The 16,715-nt window shown below is 64.3% G+C and carries 13 protein-coding genes; 2 read left to right on the top strand and 11 right to left on the bottom strand.

The features are described from left to right. Positions 1–282: 282 nt before the first annotated feature. Genes ACTRO_RS36945 through ACTRO_RS51585 form a run of 4 tightly spaced genes read right to left on the bottom strand, consistent with a single transcriptional unit; the run spans position 283 to position 5,006 of the window. Positions 283–897 (bottom strand): GNAT family N-acetyltransferase, encoded by a 615-nt coding sequence (locus ACTRO_RS36945; RefSeq protein ID WP_034270732.1) that lies wholly within the window; start codon positions 895–897, stop codon positions 283–285. Between the two features lie 5 nt (positions 898–902). Further along, positions 903–2,408 (bottom strand): APC family permease, encoded by a 1,506-nt coding sequence (locus ACTRO_RS36940; RefSeq protein WP_084316820.1) that lies wholly within the window; start codon positions 2,406–2,408, stop codon positions 903–905. A gap of 33 nt (positions 2,409–2,441) precedes the next feature. Further along, positions 2,442–4,139: a GPP34 family phosphoprotein gene (locus ACTRO_RS36935; protein ID WP_034270729.1), complete on the bottom strand. Its 1,698-nt coding sequence runs from the start codon at positions 4,137–4,139 to the stop codon at positions 2,442–2,444. A gap of 45 nt (positions 4,140–4,184) precedes the next feature. After that, positions 4,185–5,006 (bottom strand): helix-turn-helix transcriptional regulator, encoded by an 822-nt coding sequence (locus ACTRO_RS51585; protein ID WP_084316819.1) that lies wholly within the window; start codon positions 5,004–5,006, stop codon positions 4,185–4,187. Positions 5,007–5,220: 214 nt separating this feature from the next. Here ACTRO_RS51585 and ACTRO_RS36930 point away from each other — a divergent pair, with 214 nt between their 5' ends. Both ACTRO_RS36930 and ACTRO_RS36925 read left to right on the top strand, forming a co-directional pair. Continuing rightward, positions 5,221–5,517, top strand: a complete 297-nt coding sequence (locus tag ACTRO_RS36930) for a hypothetical protein (RefSeq protein WP_034270727.1) — start codon at positions 5,221–5,223, stop codon at positions 5,515–5,517. A gap of 301 nt (positions 5,518–5,818) precedes the next feature. Continuing rightward, positions 5,819–6,427 (top strand): flavoprotein, encoded by a 609-nt coding sequence (locus tag ACTRO_RS36925; RefSeq protein WP_211244541.1) that lies wholly within the window; start codon positions 5,819–5,821, stop codon positions 6,425–6,427. 301 nt (positions 6,428–6,728) lie between these two features. On the opposite strand, the gene ACTRO_RS36920 is transcribed toward ACTRO_RS36925, so the two are convergent. From ACTRO_RS36920 to ACTRO_RS46440, 7 genes are all read right to left on the bottom strand, one after another. Then, positions 6,729–7,364 carry a 2'-5' RNA ligase family protein gene (locus tag ACTRO_RS36920; protein WP_034270725.1) on the bottom strand — a complete coding sequence of 212 codons (636 nt, stop codon included), beginning with the start codon at positions 7,362–7,364 and terminating at the stop codon, positions 6,729–6,731. After that, on the bottom strand, positions 7,364–8,719 hold the full coding sequence (locus ACTRO_RS36915) for a helix-turn-helix domain-containing protein (protein ID WP_169740002.1): 1,356 nt from the start codon (positions 8,717–8,719) through the stop codon (positions 7,364–7,366). The genes ACTRO_RS36920 and ACTRO_RS36915 overlap by 1 nt, the downstream gene beginning before the upstream one ends. A 384-nt stretch (positions 8,720–9,103) precedes the next feature. Continuing rightward, entirely contained in the window at positions 9,104–10,402 is a 1,299-nt protein-coding gene (locus ACTRO_RS47750; protein WP_157436654.1) for a class I tRNA ligase family protein, read from the bottom strand. A 39-nt stretch (positions 10,403–10,441) separates the two neighbouring features. Beyond that, positions 10,442–11,527: a 3-phosphoserine/phosphohydroxythreonine transaminase gene (gene serC / locus ACTRO_RS45015; RefSeq protein WP_034278455.1), complete on the bottom strand. Its 1,086-nt coding sequence runs from the start codon at positions 11,525–11,527 to the stop codon at positions 10,442–10,444. Between the two features lie 71 nt (positions 11,528–11,598). After that, complete coding sequence (locus ACTRO_RS36905; RefSeq protein ID WP_051451961.1) at positions 11,599–14,070, bottom strand: valine--tRNA ligase; 2,472 nt, start codon at positions 14,068–14,070, stop codon at positions 11,599–11,601. Positions 14,071–14,084: 14 nt separating this feature from the next. Further along, positions 14,085–15,317, bottom strand: coding sequence for an NUDIX hydrolase (locus tag ACTRO_RS44440; protein WP_169740001.1), 1,233 nt, complete (start codon positions 15,315–15,317; stop codon positions 14,085–14,087). An 8-nt stretch (positions 15,318–15,325) separates the two neighbouring features. Continuing rightward, entirely contained in the window at positions 15,326–16,423 is a 1,098-nt protein-coding gene (locus ACTRO_RS46440) for a Gfo/Idh/MocA family protein (protein ID WP_084316815.1), read from the bottom strand. Between the last annotated feature and the right edge of the window lie 292 nt (positions 16,424–16,715).

Here is a 16,715-nt window from a genome sequence, read left to right as displayed (position 1 = left end):
GGCCATGCAGAACATCTCCTGATCCCTTTCCATGGATGCGACGGATGCGACGTGGGCGAGGCGGCCGACGCTGCTTGAGCGCGATTGCCCAGCGGGGTCTAGTGCGGATCGGGCTCCCGGCGCCCGGGCGGTCCTCGGGCGCCGGGAGGCTAGACCCGGCCCGCGCCCTGCGGCGGGCGTGGCGCGGACCGGGAGCCTTCGGGCCTCAGGACGGCGGTGTCAGCCGATCCGCGGCACAGGGCCTTGCCCTGCAAGCCGCCATCCTGCAGCCGGGTTCGTCGATCAGTCCGTTCGCGGTTCTCGGAGCATCGGGTACATCACCGCGCCGTCGGGCAGTTCGATCGGGCCGCCCGCCGCATCGGCGTAGCCGTGCCGCAGGTAGAGCCGGCGGGCCGATTCGCTCGCCGCCTCGAGGTACGCGGGCAGGCCTTGCTGGTCGAGGTAGGCGTGGTGGGCGTCGAGCAGGCTCGAGCCGAGTCCCTGGCCCTGAAGGTCCGGATGCACCCCGAGGATCATCAGCCAGTGATACGCGCCGAGGCCGGTCGGGTGACGTCCGTGCAGGATCCGGTGGAAGATCAGGTCGCGCTCGGCGAGACCCGGATCGATTGCGACCAGCCGCGCGTCGAGTTCGGCCTCGGGCAGGCCCTCGGCCGCGACCGGCATCCACAGCGCGACGGCGTCGATCCCGATCGCGTACGCGGTGCCCTCGTCGATCGTGTCGAGGACGGCGCACTCGAAGTACGCCGGAAACCGCTGCGCGCGCAGGTGCGGATCGGGCTCGAGGTACCCGGAGGCAGCCAGCAGGTGGAAGGCGGTTGCGATCGTCTGCCCGAGCGCCGGCGCGGCCGAACGCGGCGGCCAGATGATCGCGGTGTCCGCGCCGCCGGTAGTGTCCATGCGCTTCACGCGGCACCGCCTCCCACCGGACGCCCGCGGAGGGTGCTCTGGGCGGGGCCGGAAAGCCTTCCATACGCGTCGGGATCGCGCCAGCGCAGGAACACGCTCCACGCCAGCGCAATGGCCGCGGTCACACCGATCAGCCAGTACAGCCGCGCGATGGTCGGATCCCCGGCTCCGATGCCGAACAGCAGCGGCAGGTTCACCGCACACGCGCCGACCATGCCCGCGAGCAACAGCGCGGCGAGCACCGGCAGCCACAGACGCACGGCCACGTGCTCGCCGCTGCCCTCGCGCCGGAAGAACACGATGACCGCGACGGCCGTGACCGCGAACAGCCCCATGATCACGAAGCCGCCGAACGTCGAGGCTATGTAGAACCACTGATTCTGCGGGTTCCACTGGAACAGCTGGATCGCCCCGATCGCGCCCAGCCCAAGCAGCGACTGAAGCAGAGAGGCCACGCGCGGTACCCCGGAACGCCCCACCCGGCCAAGCACAGACGGGAGGATGCGGGCACGGGCGGCGGAGTAGATGTAGCGCGTCTCCGTGTTGTGGTAGGCGAGCATCGCCGCGATCACGCCGGTCAACAGCAGCGTGTGCCCGGTAGAGGCCGCAAACCCGTGGCCCATGCCGAAGTACACCTCGGGCCCGAGCGTTCCGGCGGCCTGCGCCACCGACGGCCCGTAATGCACGTCCATCGCCCACGCCGCGCACACATAGATCAGAGCCGCACCGACCAGCGAGACGATCGTGGCGCGCAGCACCGTGCGCTTCGCCTCGCGCGCCTCAGGCCCGTACACCGGCCCCTGCTCGATCCCGACGAAGCACAGCGTCAGAATCGCCCCAATCGGACCGACCCCGGCCCAGGAGATCCGCCCTGGATTGAACGGCCCGAGGTGGAAACCGCCCGCGGCCGGATGGACCAGGCCCGCGGCATCGAGCACGAACCCGATCACGATCTCCGCCATGGACAGGATGCCGAGGAACGTCGCGCTGACGTTCACCTCCGCCAGGCCCAGGATGCCCACGAGCGCCCAGACCGCCAAGGCGCACGCCCACCAGCTCGCGTTCCAGCCGAAGTTGTCGTGCAAGAACCCGGCCAACTGTGGACCGATGAACCCGAACAAGCTCAACTGCAAGGCGCCGTAGGCCAGCAGCGCCAGCCATCCCGCCATGACCCCGGCCGGACGGCCCAGACCCCGCCCGATCATGGCGTAGAACGCGCCCGGGTTCTCCACGTACCGTGACATCGCGAGATACCCGACGATGAACACGCTCAGCACGAGCGCGACCAGCACGCACGCGCCAGGCACCGCGGTGATGCCGGTCGCCGCGTACGCGAGCGGCATCGTGCCGGCGTTCACCAGCAGCGGGCCCAGGGCCGCGACCATGAAGAACGCGACCATCCACGTTCCGAGCTTGCCCTTGGCCAAGGTGGCCTCGACCGTTCCGGGTGAGGCACCGGGCCCGCCGCGGCGGGCCCCCGGTGTCTCCGTCGTCTGCGTCATTCACGATTCCTTATGATGAGAGGGGATGTAGGGTCACCGTCGCCCGGCGGCGACGGTGGTGGTCACCGCGGCGGTGACGGACTCGATTAACCTGGCCACATCCGGCCCGGACTGATCAAGCAGGGCGGCGACGACGTCGGCCTCCTCCGCCATCCACCAGGTGGTCTTGTCGGCCTCGTGCTGGCCGGTCGCGCGCACCAGCGCATGCAGCACCGCGGCCACCGCCCGGCTCGCCTCCGGCACGCGGGAGGGGAAGGTGGCCCGGATGACGATGCGATCCACCAGCCCCGCATCCGCCGGTACTGCATCCCCCTCCGCCCGGCCGAACAACCGGCGCCCGCTACGCTCGGCACGCACGAGGACCTCCGCCTCCAGCAGCGCCTGCTCGACGTCGTCAGGGCCCTTCGTCGCCACGTAGGCCAGCCAGGTCTCGATCGGCAGCGGCTTTTCCGCCTCCACCGTCGCGACCAACTCGCGTGCCACGAGTGAGACACGCACCGCAGCGGTGTCGGTGGCCGTCACCGACAGGCAGCCGTCAGGCTGGATGGTGAGCAGTCCGGCAAGCAGGCACTCGGCGATGACCGCGCCAGCGATACCCAGGGCGCTGATCTCGCGCGCGACCCGAAGCCGGCCAGTGCGCGGATCGCGCGCGACCAGGTGGTAGCAGCCCGAGAGAGCCAGGTTCCGCAACGGGTCCGCGGCGATCTCATCCAGATCGGCTAGCGTCCTACGCCGCGCCAGCTCACCGGCGATCTCGTTCTCATGCGCCCCCCATGCCGCGCTCAACTGGCGCTGCAGGCCGAAGATCGGTAGGTCGGGATCGCTGTGAGCCACAGCGACCAGCGCCAGAAGCGGGTCGCGGATCACCGGGCCCGCCGGGGTCTTCGCGGCGATGACCGACTGCGCGAACTGCCGCAGCCCAGACGCGCTCAGCCGCAGCGAGGGCTGCGCGGCTCGAAACAGACCCACCAGGTCACACGGCGGCGCCTCCTGCCTGGATGCCCAGTCGAACGAGCACGCCCGCAGCGCCGCCCGCGTCAACTCGGCGACCTCCTCGAACGACAGCTCGAGAGCACCCGCCGGCGCCGGCGACCCGTGGCGCTCGACCCTGGCCCAGGCCGAATCCTCATCCTCGGGCCCCTGAAGGTGCACCCCGGTTAGCGTGTAGCCCTCGCGCACGGTGCCGATCGCCGCCACCGCGGCCTGCGCCCCCGCCCGCGCCTCAACCGAGCCGTCGAAATCCTGGTAGTGATGGCGGGCGACGTCGTACGGCGGCATTACCCAGCCCGTACGCACCACAAACGGCCCGCGCACACGGAACCTCGCGGCAAGCACCCGCCCGGACTCGGTCACCACAGCCTCAAACAACCCGACGTGCTCGACAAGTGCGGCCAGCAGTGGCTCGTGCCCGGCAAGTCCCGGATCGCTCGCGCCCACATCGGGGAGCATCCGGTCGACGTCTCCCACGTTCACCACCAGGGACCGATCCGCGGGCGTGTACGAAGCCAGCACGAGGATCGGGCCATCCTGGTGGCCGTGGCGGATCAGCCACAAAGCCTGGAGATAGACCGCGAGTGCCGCTCGATCCGCCGCCCACGGCAGTCGCGCGTCAGTAACCGCCCGCGCCACGAACTCCCCGGCCTGCCGCGCCCCCTCGGGCGTCGCCGCAAACCGTGCCGCGTCGGTGGACAGGCTCGCGATACCGGCAGCGGTGTGTAACGCTCCGCTCATCTCGAGACCCCGATCGCCCGGCGCCGACTGGCGCCTCGGAGGTTCTCAACCATGGTCAATTCCCGGGGACTGGATAGGCAAGACAGATAGGTGGATTCGATGTGAAGGAGCACGGTCAGACGTCCGCAGCGCCCCGGACTCTGATGGCCGACCAGGGTCGGCGCACGGCGGAGATCGCGACACGTTGGCGCGGCACGCAACCGAATCGGCCCCGTCTGAGTCCGCGCCGTGAACATCGCCGTGTACTGAGATCGATTCCCGAAAAAGGCGCCGCCGCCAGCTCGCCGACAACCCTGAACTACCTCGCGCCCTAGGCCCGATTAGAGGGATTGAGGGCGGGCTGGCGCCCGCACTCGATCGTCCCGACAGTCCTGGACGATCAAGCGGCAGGGCAACGCGCTCAATCCCGTCGTTGCGGGTGACGAAGTACCGAAGCCGAGAGAATGGGTAGGTCCGCGACTCAGTACGCCAGTGTCCCGTGGGGAGCGGAACCTGGGCGCGCTTGTGGGGCGCGACATGCTGGTGCGAACCGGCCTCGCGTGCGAGCGTGCCTCCCTGAGCCCGAGCCGCGGGAACAGAACTACTTGGAGCGGAAGATCCGCCATTCGTGTCAGTGCGTGCGGCGGTATCCCAAACCGAGATGAGCAGGCCATCAGCCTGCATCAAGGTGTCGCAAGCTTCGGCGAGATCACGCGCTAGCAGCCGCACACCTGTTTCCGCGCGGCTGACGGTGGACTTGGACGTATACAGGGCTGAGGCGAGCTGCGGTTGCGACATGCCAGCGCGTATCCGAAGCCGACGAAGTTCAGCGCCGAACGTGTGTATGGCCGTGAGTTCCGGCGTCAAAGGCTTGAGTCTGGCCGCCATTCACCGACTCCCTTGCGGAAGGAAAACATAATCGATTCGGCTGGCTCGGCACACAACGGTCTGGCAGCTTCCACGGCCGCGCCGTACTGACGTGAGCAGGAGGGACTCAGCCAGGGCTCGGACGATGGTTGGCCCGCGGCCCTTCTCAGCCTCGGCGGACGCCGACACACTCCGCCCCTCGGACCAAGCACCCGTTGTGGAGACGCACTGGGTCATGGAGGATTCGCTGATCCTCACGCGCGCGTGGACTCGGCCCGCACGGCGCATGCAGCCGTTGGCAGTCAACTCCGACGCCAGCAGCGCACCCACACCGTGGTGCGCCCGCCTCATCGGCACGGCATCGGCAGGAGAACTGAACCCGATCAAGCTCGTACACGGCCTCAACTGCACGCAACCGGCGATCTCTCGGTCGCGCACCGAGGCACGGCGGTGTGTTCGCATCATCGGTCCACTCATCGCGAAGCTCCCCTCCAACGATTTCCTGAACGGGCGATATGAAGCGACTCGGTAGTAAAGGCTCGAGAACCAGCACACTCCATTTCAGGCCACGAGCACGCGCGGGTCCAGGGCATCGACCGGGCAGTATTAGGACATCGATCGGACACAGGCGCACCTGACCTGCAATCACACAAATTCGTAGGCTGATACGTGACTCCGGGCGACCGCAGAGCTGCGCCAGCGTCCGATTCCTGCCCGTGCGGTCGCGATCCGCGAAGCGATCCAACTCGCGCGCGACTTTCCCAGGACCGCGGGCGAATCAGTTGAAATTCCGCGCTCGCAGCGTTGACATCGAAGCTTGATACTGTCTCGGCATGATGGCGGACACCGATGACCGGGCAGAATCGAGCGCGAACCTCCAGCCCGTTCTCTACCTGATCGGGTGCGCAGCACCGCCGGTTCGCCACATCCGCAGCGCCATCACCCACGCGCAGGATCGGGGCTATGACACGTGTCTTATCCTTACCCCGACTGCGGCTGCGTTGCTCGACGACGACCTGCCCGAACTCACCGGTCACCCGGTGCGCTCGACATACAAGAAGCCCGGCGCCTCCGACGTCCTGCCCGACGCTGACGCGTTCTTGATCGCGCCGATGACGTTGAACACGACCACTAAGTGGGCCGACGGGCACCAGGACAACCTGGCACTTGGCCTGATCGCCGAAGCCGCTGGCCGCCGCATCCACGACGCCGCTCGAGACCTCCCGCTCCGGCCCATCGTCGCGATGCCTTACCTCAACGTGTGTCAGGCCTCGCATCCCGCGTTCGAACGCGGCGTCGCGCAGTTGCGGACCATTGGAGTGCGTGTCCTGCTCGGCGAGGACGGATTCACCCCTCACGTCCCGCATACCGGCCAAGGCCGACCGCAGGAGTTCCCCTGGCGACAAGCCCTCGACGCGCTCGGATCGAGCGCATCGCTCTAAGCCGGCGCTGAGGCGCTCGACCTGCCACATCGGCCACGGCGCTGCGCTCGCGGGGGGCCGAATAGCGGCGTTGCGCATGCGTTCGGCTCCTTTGGGTGTGGGCAACTGTGTGCCTCTACAACACCCGCATCCGCATACGCTGCGCTACCCCTTGGATGCTGACAGCTTCCGCTGTACGCATCGGACACACCGCGCCAAGGGCGCCCGCTACTTCCAGCCCGGAGAGGGCCGTTCCTTCCCACTGTCCGCGCAGCCTCGGCGCTTGACCGGTGGTATGGACGGGCTCACTCGGGGCTTGGAATCAGCCTCCAAGCTCCACCTTCGCCGCGTACTCCCACTCGTATTCGCGCCGGTCTCGACCAAGCACAATTAGGTCCGCCCGATTGACGGCTACGGTGACTGGGGGCACCTTCGATTCCTCGATCGCGGCGATGATGGGGCCCGCCGGCGCCACACGGTTGCCATAGGCGATCGTGACATGCGGGACGAAGCCGTCCTCGGCCTCGGGAACGCTGCCCAGGACCTCAGAAATCGCCGCCCTCACAGCCCTGCGTACCTCGGTCACCGGAGAAACCGGCTCGGGGTCCCAGCGAATCGCCTCGGGGGTGAATGCAGGCTTATCAAGATGCAGTTCGAACGGACGCACGCGTGCCAGCCGTTTCCGCGCGGCGTCGATCAACGCTGCCAACTGGGCCGCGTCGATATCCGTCGCCAGCCCGACGCCCTGCATCGTCATGTGCAGTCCATGATCGGCGACCAAGTCCAGCTGAGCGAACCCGCCGAGCAGGTCGCGGTAAGCCGCAGCGTGCGCGTGAAGTACCTCGTCCTGCTGGAACGTCAGGTGCCAGGTCAAGAAGCGCGTGCCCGGCCCCCAACCCTCACGCCACCACCAATGGTCAGCAGTCGTCGGCGCGCTGTAGCTTGAGGTGTCGCTCATCAGGGCACTTCCTCCTCGGATGCAATGGCTGGCAGCGCTGGCGCGGCCGCGGGCCGGCTGCAGAATTCAATGATCTCATCGGCGAGTGGTTGCGCCTCGCGTCCCTGAAGACGTCGGCCGACGAGCGATGCGGGCAACTCCGCGAGACGATTCGTCAGAGTCGCGAGTCTGCGCGTGGTTGGGAGATCAAGCACTGGCCGGAGAGCCGCGGCGGCGGCGTCGACCCGACCGGCCCTCGTGAGCGCCATACCCCTTGTGATGTGGATCTGCGCGATCGTCCCGAACCCGATGTGCTGTTCTCCCCCGCACAGTTCCAGTGCAGCCTCGGCTTCGGCCAGAGCCTCCTCTGGCTCTCCGATCTCCAGTAGCGCGGAGGAGAAGTAGTTGAGCCGTCGCACGGGCCCGCATTCGAGTAGTCCGCCAACCGCGTCGGTGCTGCGCGGCCGGTCGGCTGCGTCGAGAGCGTCTCGTAGTGCACTGCGCGTCTCGTCCGTCGCACCCAAACGAGAGAGCGCGTCTGCCTGCTGACAGGCGAGCATGACCGCCGCGGTGCCCGGCGCTCGGATACCGGCACCGCGGCGGGCGAAGTCGGCTGCCCCAACGAGGTCGCCACGCCACAACGCTGTCTTGGATGACACGACGCACGCCCACGCGGATGTCGCCGGATCCTCTGCGAGTTCGGCACACGCCCATGCCGTACGTGCCTGTAAGACTGCGGCATCCAGCTGTCCCAGGTCCCCCGATAGCCACGCAAGGATCCCGCTGATCTGCGATGCAATGCTGTAGAGCTGCTTTGCATGGCCGGGCCGGTGGGTCTCGCGAATCAGACCATAGACGTGGTCCGCCAGATATGCAGCCTTGAGGGCAGCCTCCGCCGGCGGCTGGCGCAGGCAGTCGTGGGCGAGCGATCTGACGTGCTGCTGCAGGAGCTCGATCGTGACCGGGCCGAGCCCGGCACGCTCGGCCCACGCGCCGAAATCCGCCGCGCGCGCAGCCGCCGCCCGCACTGGATCATCATCAGAGTGGCTCACGAGATTCATCGTGCCCACTGCGGAACCTACTCGCACACTGTCAGCATGACTGTCAGCATGCTCGGCGCGTCGTTGAGCGAAGGCCCACACTGCCCTCAGTAGGCCGTGCCCGGTAAGCGCCTCGTCCAGTAACTCGACCGTGCGTTGATCGGGCGGAAGTGACCGGCCCTTCTCATAGGTGCCAATCGCGGCCCCGGAGAGATGCGCACGGAGTCCGAGATCGTTTAGGGACAGGCCCCGCGCAGTTCGCAGCTGGCGAAGCTGATAGCCGAACAGCGCCCTCGCACTGATGGTCGGGTCGAGTTCCCGCGGTTGCTGAGCCACCTGGTTCCCCACATCGGCTTCTGAGCAGACACCAGGCCGGGCTCGCCGTGGCGCCCCTGACCTTATGCGATGCCGCTCGAATGATCCTGAGTACCCTTCAGAGTACGCCACAGATGCTTGCAGCGAAACAGAACTCGATGACTGCGCAATAATGTCGAAATCAAGGAGCCCGTGAGGTCCTGGTGCTCACTGAGGTGCAGTCGGTACTTGCTTCCAGCATCGGCATTAGACACGAGTCCCAGTGCCGACACGTATCAATGGTCGATGCCGCTGACCGCACCCACGCTGGACACCATTTGCACGCGCTGCCGCGCACCTCGAAGTGTGACGATGCCCAGCCGAGCATGCGTAGGGCCTGCTCGCCCGGGTGCCCGGAGCCTGTCATTACCCGTGCAGGCGCGGCTCCGGGCCGAAGAAGATCGTGAACAGGATTTCAAGGCGCTTCTGGGTCTGCTCACAACGACGGAGGCCCTGTTTGCGCACCTGCGGGATAAGGTCATTGGACAGCGTTTTAACGACAGCTTTGCGAAAATACGCGAGAGCAGCAGTAACGTCTCCGGCTATCAGAGCTTGATCAACTCGACCAAGCGCTTCCCTCATTCCCGAGTCCACGTCGACGCCGGCGGAATCCGGCACCGTTGGCTGAAGCCTCAGATACTTCAGGCAGTTGACTGCCTTCTCTCGCAGCCGCGAAGCAGCAGCGATCGGAATCCTAGCAGCCACGATATCCTTACCCAGAGTGCAAGATAGAAGTGCTGCGCGTACGTTTGTGAACTCACTTGTTTCGGAAGAATCTGCGATAGAGGCTCCTGTATATCTCGACAGCTTCCTTCCGCTGGCGTCGAGTAGGACGCCGTGATTCACGATACCCACAGGGAGCGCGTCTGATCTGTTGGCGCCGAGCGTGAGAACGAGCCACTTGCGTTGGATATCCATCCCAGCGAAGAGCGTAATGGGACCAGTGAAGCCGCGGCCCCGGAGGACCGTCGGGTACAGTGCCGCCACGAGACGTGGATCGAGAATCTGGCCACAGCTCAGAGGCGACGGCACTCCTAGACGGCGGTTGCCGTGCTGGACTCGATACCAGGGGTTGATGTCCTTTAGGTTTTGAAAGCGTCGAAGCGCATAGGGCGGATTCCATCGGACTGCGATCGCGCGTTCAAAGATCTGAAACGTATCGAGCCGTAGGAACCAGTCCGTTGTTTGCCGCAGTTGGAGGTCCTTGCCACACTGGAAGCACACAGTTGTCGCCGAAGTGGCTGGAAGAGCGAGCTGACAGGGAAAACACCATTTTTCCTCAACACGACGCTCAGCGATTTCACCACGCTCACATAGTTCTACTACAGCGCTTTGAAGTTCAACTCGACTCTCGTGCACATCGTCCCGTACAGGCACATCTTGGTCCAGATCGATGCCGAACTTCGCCAGGATCGACCGTGCCTGTGCCACCGCGCCAGCACAATAGTTGAAGTACTCCTCGCCCTCATCAGCAAATTGAGACTCGATACGTCTGCTTGACAGGTTCCAGGCTTCTGGGACCAAGGCTGGCCTCCCGAGGTATGCAGACATCCGCTTTGCAGCATCGAGGAGGCTCAGGGTGTACAGCGTGCCGAGATGGGGCGCCGCCGGAGGCGACGGCGGACCGAGCATAATGGGTGAAGCATTAGTCAAAACGACGTCCAATGTAAATCGCCCCTCAATTCCGCTAATAACAGCTCATCCTTACTTGCTGCGGCGAGCAAAAGAGGCCATGAAATCCACGAGGCGCTCGACGCCTTCAAGCGGGACGGCATTGAACAGTGACGCACGCAGATGCCCGACCTTACGGTAACCCCAGAGCCCAACAAGCCCGACTTCCTCAGCCTCTCGCTGAAATCTCTCTTCAAGATCAGCCGTCGGCGCCTTGAAAGTGACATTTACTTTAGACCGGTGGCGCGAGTGGACAAGCGCCTGATAGAACTCGCTGTGATCGAGGGCCTCGTAGAGGAGCTTGGACTTCGCCTCCGCGAGGGACGCCATGCGTTCCACTCCGCCGTTAGCGGCAGTCCACTCGGCCATGAGCCTAAGGACGAGGATCGTACTCACGGGCGGCGTGTTGAACCTCGATTTGGCGGCCGCGTGAGTTGCGTAGCTCATGAACGGAGCAATTGGCCTCACTGGCGTAAGTAGATCTCGGCGCATAATGACCAGTGCGAGACCTGCGGTCCCCAGGTTCTTATGAGACGTGGCGTAGATACACCCATGCTGCGCGATATCGAAGGGGCGGGTAAGCAAGTCACTTGAGGCGTCACATGCCAGCCAGGTTGATTCTGGAGGCTGTGGCGGGCGCTCATACTGAGTGCCCATTTCCGTGTTATTTGACGTGTAGTGGACGTACGCCGGGTCCTTGGAGTAACGCGTTGCATTAACCTCAGGAATGGAGAGAAAACTGCTACGGCTACTACTGGCGGCAACATGCACACCGCCGTATGCCGCTGCCTCTACCGCTGCGGCTCTGGCAAAATGCCCAGATTCGAGATAGTCGGCCGTGCGCTCTGGGGAAAGATGATTCGCCGGCAACATCGAGAACTGGAATCGTGCACCACCGTGGATTATAAGGAGCTCGTACGCATCCGGTAGATGGAGCAAGGTTCGGAGCAGGTCGATTGTGTCATCAAAGAGATCTTCGAATTGCCGCGTCCGGTGACCCAATTCAAGAATGCCGAGGCCGAAATCTCTGTACGAAGTGACCTGCGCTACATACTTCGCCAGTACCTCGTCAGGAAGCATGGACGGGCCGGGGGAAAAGCTGATGGGGCGAGAGGGCATGGCGTCTCCAAGCTGCTGGCTCGGATAGGACATCGAACAGGGGCCGGCCACCGCGTGGCCGGCCCCCGCGGTCACGCGACGATATCGATCGCGATGCCGGGCACGCCGCTTTCGTGAGCCGCGGCGCCGAAGACGACTTGTTCGGCGCGAGCGGCGGCACGCAGGTGAGCGGCCATCGCCGTCGCCAGCGAGCGGCTCTGCTCATCACTGCTGTTAAGAATGAGCGTGGCTAGCCTGGTGTTGTTGCCGAGCTGGAGTTGGCTTCGAAGCGCACGCACCTGATCCAGCACGGTGGACATGTGGGTGATCATCGTGCGGTCGCTCCTCCACTCGCCCGCAGGGGTGGGCCAGGAAGTGAGATGAAGGCTGACGATCTGCTCTCGTGCCCGGAAGTGCTTCTGGTACAGGTGCTCCGTCACGAACGGAGCGAACGGAGCGAACATGCCGAGAATGGCCCGGAAAGAAACGTCCATGGCGTAAAGCGCGCTGTGCCGCTCCTCGTCCGGGTACGAGCCGGGGTCGAGGAACCTGTCCTTGATCATTTCGATGTAGCGGTCGCAGTAGATCGACCAGAAGAACCGCGACGCGGCCTGGTAGCCAGTCATGTAATCGTAGTCGTCCATAGCCGCCGTAACCTCGTCAAGGGCCTCGGCGAGGTGTGACAACATCCACTTATCAACGGCCGTCACAGACGATCCGGGCTCGATTTCTTGCTGGTGCCCACCGTCGAAGCCGTTCATGGTCATGAATCGGGCGACGTTCCACAGCTTGACCGGAAGCTTCCGGCCGGTACGGACGTCCTTCTCGTTGTACCGAAGGTCGGACCCGATGCGCGCCTTAGTCGCCCACAGCCGCAGCGCATCGGCGCCATAGCGATCGATCATATGGTCGGGCACGTACCGGTTAAACCCGTCGGCGGTGGTCGACTGTTCCAAGTCGCGCTTCGCGATCTTCTTGCCCTGCTCGTTGAGACCCCACCCGGAGATCATCACAGTGTTCCAGGGCAACCGGTCGAAGTGAAAGTGCGACTGGACGAGAGTGTAGAAGAGCCAGGTCCGGATGATCTCGAAAGCCTGGACACGTAGGCTCATGGGCGCCAGCAGAGGGTTGGATTCCAAGCCGTTTTCGGCCCAGCCATCGTTGATCTGCGGCGAGAGGGAGGACGTCATCCAGGTATCCATGACGTCCGGATCCGCAACCAAGCTGCCCGCGCACTCCGGGCAACGCTCAACGGGCGGATCGGTGGCCAGCGGATCGATGGGCAGGGTCTCGAGATCGGCGAGCACAGCCCTGCCACAGTCCTCGCAGAACCACACGGGGAAGGGCGTTCCGAAATGGCGCTGGCGACTGATGTTCCAGTCCCATTTCAGTCCTTCGATCCAGTCTTCCAGCCGTCGCTGCATGTGGCTGGGGATCCAGTGCAGCTCCTTGGCCCGGGCCAGCAGGGCCTCGCGGTGCTCGCGCACACCGATGAACCACTGGGGCCGGATCTGAAACTCCACCGGGGTGAGGCACCGTTCGTGCACACCGACGGTCTGTTTGATCGGGGTGCTCTCCAACAAGCTGCCGACCTCGCCGAGCCGAGCAGCGATCGCAGACCGTGCCTGCGACAATTGCAGGCCGGCAAACTCGCCGGCGAGCTCGTTGAGCCGCCCGTCGGAGGTGACAACGAGGCGGAGATCAAGACTGTCTTGCCGCCACTTGATGGCGTCTTCGCCATCGCCGAACGTGCAAACCATCATTAGACCCGTGCCGAACTCGGGGTCGACGGTTTCGTCGGTCTTGATCGGCACCTGGTAGTCGAACACCGGAACGGTGGCAGTGGTGCCGAGCAGGTGCTGGTATCGTTCATCTTTCGGATGGAAGTAGAGCGCCACGCACGCAGGCAGCAATTCAGGGCGCGTAGTCGCGATCACGATCTGGTCGCCGCTGCCGGTGGCAGTGAACGCCACCTTATGGATCTTGCTGGTGCGGTCCAGATCCTCGACATCTGCCTGGGCAAGCGCAGTGCGGCACTCAGTGCACCAGATGATCGGGTCTTCCACGCGCCGCATGTGTCCGGCCTGGTGAAGTTTGATGAAGCTTGACTGAGCGGTGCGCTGGCAGCGCTCATCGATCGTCGAGTACAGCAAGGACCAGTCTACGGAGAGGCCGACGCGGCGCCAGAGGTCTTCGTAGCGTCCGGCGGTCTTGCGCGTCTCGTCCAAGCACAGCGCCACGAACTCTGCGCGCGGCATGTCGACGGCCTTGACGTTGTAGGCCTTCTCGACGTACCGCTCTGTGGGCAGGCCGTTGTCGTCGAAGCCCATCGGGTAGAAGATGCGATCACCACGCATCCGGCGGTACCGAACGACGAAATCGGGCTGTGCGTAGCTCATCGCGTGACCGACGTGGAGGTGGGATGCCGATACGTAGGGCGGAGGTGTATCGACGCTGAATACCGGGCCGACCGCCTGGCGGTCGAACCGATAAATGTCCTGCTCCTCCCACAGCGACCGGACCGATGCCTCAACGGCATGGTGGTCGAATTCAATGGCATCCATAGCCGGGTATCCTATCAGTCACGCTCGGCGACAGCGGCCGTCGGCAGGTTGAGGTAGCGTTCGAAGATCATTCTTGCCTCGACGGTGAGGGGCAGTGAGGGGATGTCACGGATGTGGGCGAAGCGATAGTTCTCGTGCTCGCTCAGGCGGGGGGTAGCTGTTTCCGGGAGAGCAACTTCGAAGACGAACGCGGCAAGCCTGTCGCTGATCAAGGGCTCACACTCGAACAGAGCGAACGGCTCGAGGCTGATGCCGGTCTCCTCCAGGACCTCGCGCCGGGCGCCAGCAGTCGGACTCTCCCCAGCGGCCAGGTATCCACCCGCCACAGTCCAGAGGCCCGGATACAGGTAGTCGTCTGCAGGCCGTCGCAGCAGCAGTACCTCGTCGCCCCTTCTCATGATGGTCATCGCCGCGGCCTGCGGATACTCCATACCCCAGCGGACCGTGGTTGCCTTGCCGTCCCAACGGACATCCGAGACAGCAAGCCGTCGATAGTCGGAGATCAGTCGGAGATGGAGCGAATCCATGAAGGCTGCCACGCGGAGGGCGAAGTCGACACCGAGGTCGTCGTATTCAGAAGCGGATTTGCGGCGCGCGCATTCGTGCAGCAGATCGATCTCATGGTCGGTCAACTTGCCCGCCTGAATCAGAAAGTCTAAGCCGTCGCGATAGCCCATAGAGATATACCCGTAAAACACGGCAACGTACTCAAGGCTGATAAGCGGCGTTCGCACGAACTCGGCAGTCCCATGCGCGGCCATGGAGGCATCGAAGATGTATTTGCGCAAGAAATAGCAGAACGAGGCAATGACCCGGATGGCCTCGATGCGCGTGCGCGACGGTGAGGGATCGGGAAACTCACTATAGCTGTTGCGGCCGAAGAGCGGGACTCCGGTGTACTTCGCCTGGTAGACAAATAGCTCTGCCCGATTCTTGTGCATGAAGAGCCCGTGCCTGCTCAGCGACGGCGCCGAGTCGGCAAGGGTGTGAACGTTGACACTCACCGGGAAGCCGTGACGGCTTTGGATCTCGGAGCAAGCCCCGATGATCGCCGAGACCGTTTCGGCGGTCAGCCCTTGAACGACAATCTGCACGTCAGCGTTACTGCGGGCATGAGCAATGCCGCGGGCCCGTGAGCCCATGAGCAGGGCCCCTTCGATTGCCGGCACTGCGCCGAATCCGTCGCGCAAAGAGGCAATGAGACGCGGATCAAGGTCTCGGCTTGCGAGCTTGTTGGAAACAGTCAAGTCTGGGATCATCGCCTGCTCTCCGGGCTGCTCGTGCTACACAGGTCGGTCACGGCCTCCGCGGCGTGCTCTGGCTGATGCTGGACAGCCCACGGGTCAGACGTCGGCATATTGGGGCGAATCCAAGCTCCACCATTTGCAGCTGAAATCGCAGCCGCTTCCAGAACTGCGACAACGCCAGCAGCATGCATGCCGTCGGTCTTGGGCGTCATGCCCGTCATCACACACTCCGCGAAGTGAGCAATCTCCACATCCAGTGGCCGATTATCAGCAGCGTTCCGCAGAGTGCGCGTCGAGGAGGTACCGTTCTCGCACAGCGCTACAGTCCCTTCGACATCGTCATACACAATGCCCGCCTTGGTGCCGGCTACTGTGGCGCGTCGCACCTTCTGCGGATCAACGCAGCTGAGTTGGATATGACCAAGGAAAGATCCGAAATCTAGCGTAATCTGAGCCACATCAGCAAGATCTGGGCGGGCGAAGGCGTACTCCACGCAGCGGACAGCCTCGGGCAATTCCCCAGCCCAATGGTTCAAGATGGAAACATCATGCGGCCCAAGGTTCCAAGTTACGTTGACATCGGACCGGAACCTACCGTAAGCCAATCGCTGGAGGTGCATGTATCGCACCCGTCCCAACTCGTCGCTGGCGAGAGCTCGATCCACAGATTCGACATAATCTGAGTACATGAAGGTATGGCCGACCATGAGCGCTCGGCCGGCGCTGTGAGCTCGCAGCGCCAATCTGACACAATCAGTGCTCGTCAGAGCCAGGGGCTTCTCGACGAAGACATGCTTCCCGGCATCTAGAGCATCCATAGCCATTGCGTAATGGGTGACGGCGTCGGTGACGATGAGGACGGCGTGCACGTCTTCATCGGCGATCAAGTCGGCAGAGGAGACAACTTGCGGCACATTCCCGAGATCAGCAGCCAGCGATGTAGATCTCGACATATCTGCGTCTGCCACTGCGCATAGGTCCAGCACGGGGCAGCGCGCGGCAGCGTTCGCCACATTCACCCCCCACTGGCCGCAGCCAATCAATCCGACACGGACAGGCTGACGCAAAAGTTTATGACCGGCTTCGCCAAAGTCCCGCGTAGTCATGGCTCAGTCCACCTCGCCCTGCCAATCCCGCCATAGTTGAACACCGAAGACTCCCTTTCTGTCAGTGTTCGAGTACAGTCTCAGAATCATCTCAGGCTGCGCGTGGCTGTCGAGGATTCTGAAGTTGCACGTTGACGTTGCAACTTGACGGCGTGCCGGCCAGCGCCCTCAGCGTGGCATGAGCTGGGGTCTGCTCGCGGGATCCTGGTGTCGCGAACGCCCAGATCTGGCCGAGGCCGTCGGCAGCAGGACTACCAGCCAGCGACCATGAACGCCGTCATCGCCCGACGCA

The sequence above is a fragment of the Actinospica robiniae DSM 44927 genome, from assembly GCF_000504285.1.
Classification (GTDB): Bacteria; Actinomycetota; Actinomycetes; order Streptomycetales; family Catenulisporaceae; genus Actinospica; species Actinospica robiniae.
Note: the sequence above shows the minus strand (reverse complement) of the source record. Positions and strands in the feature narration are given on the sequence as shown.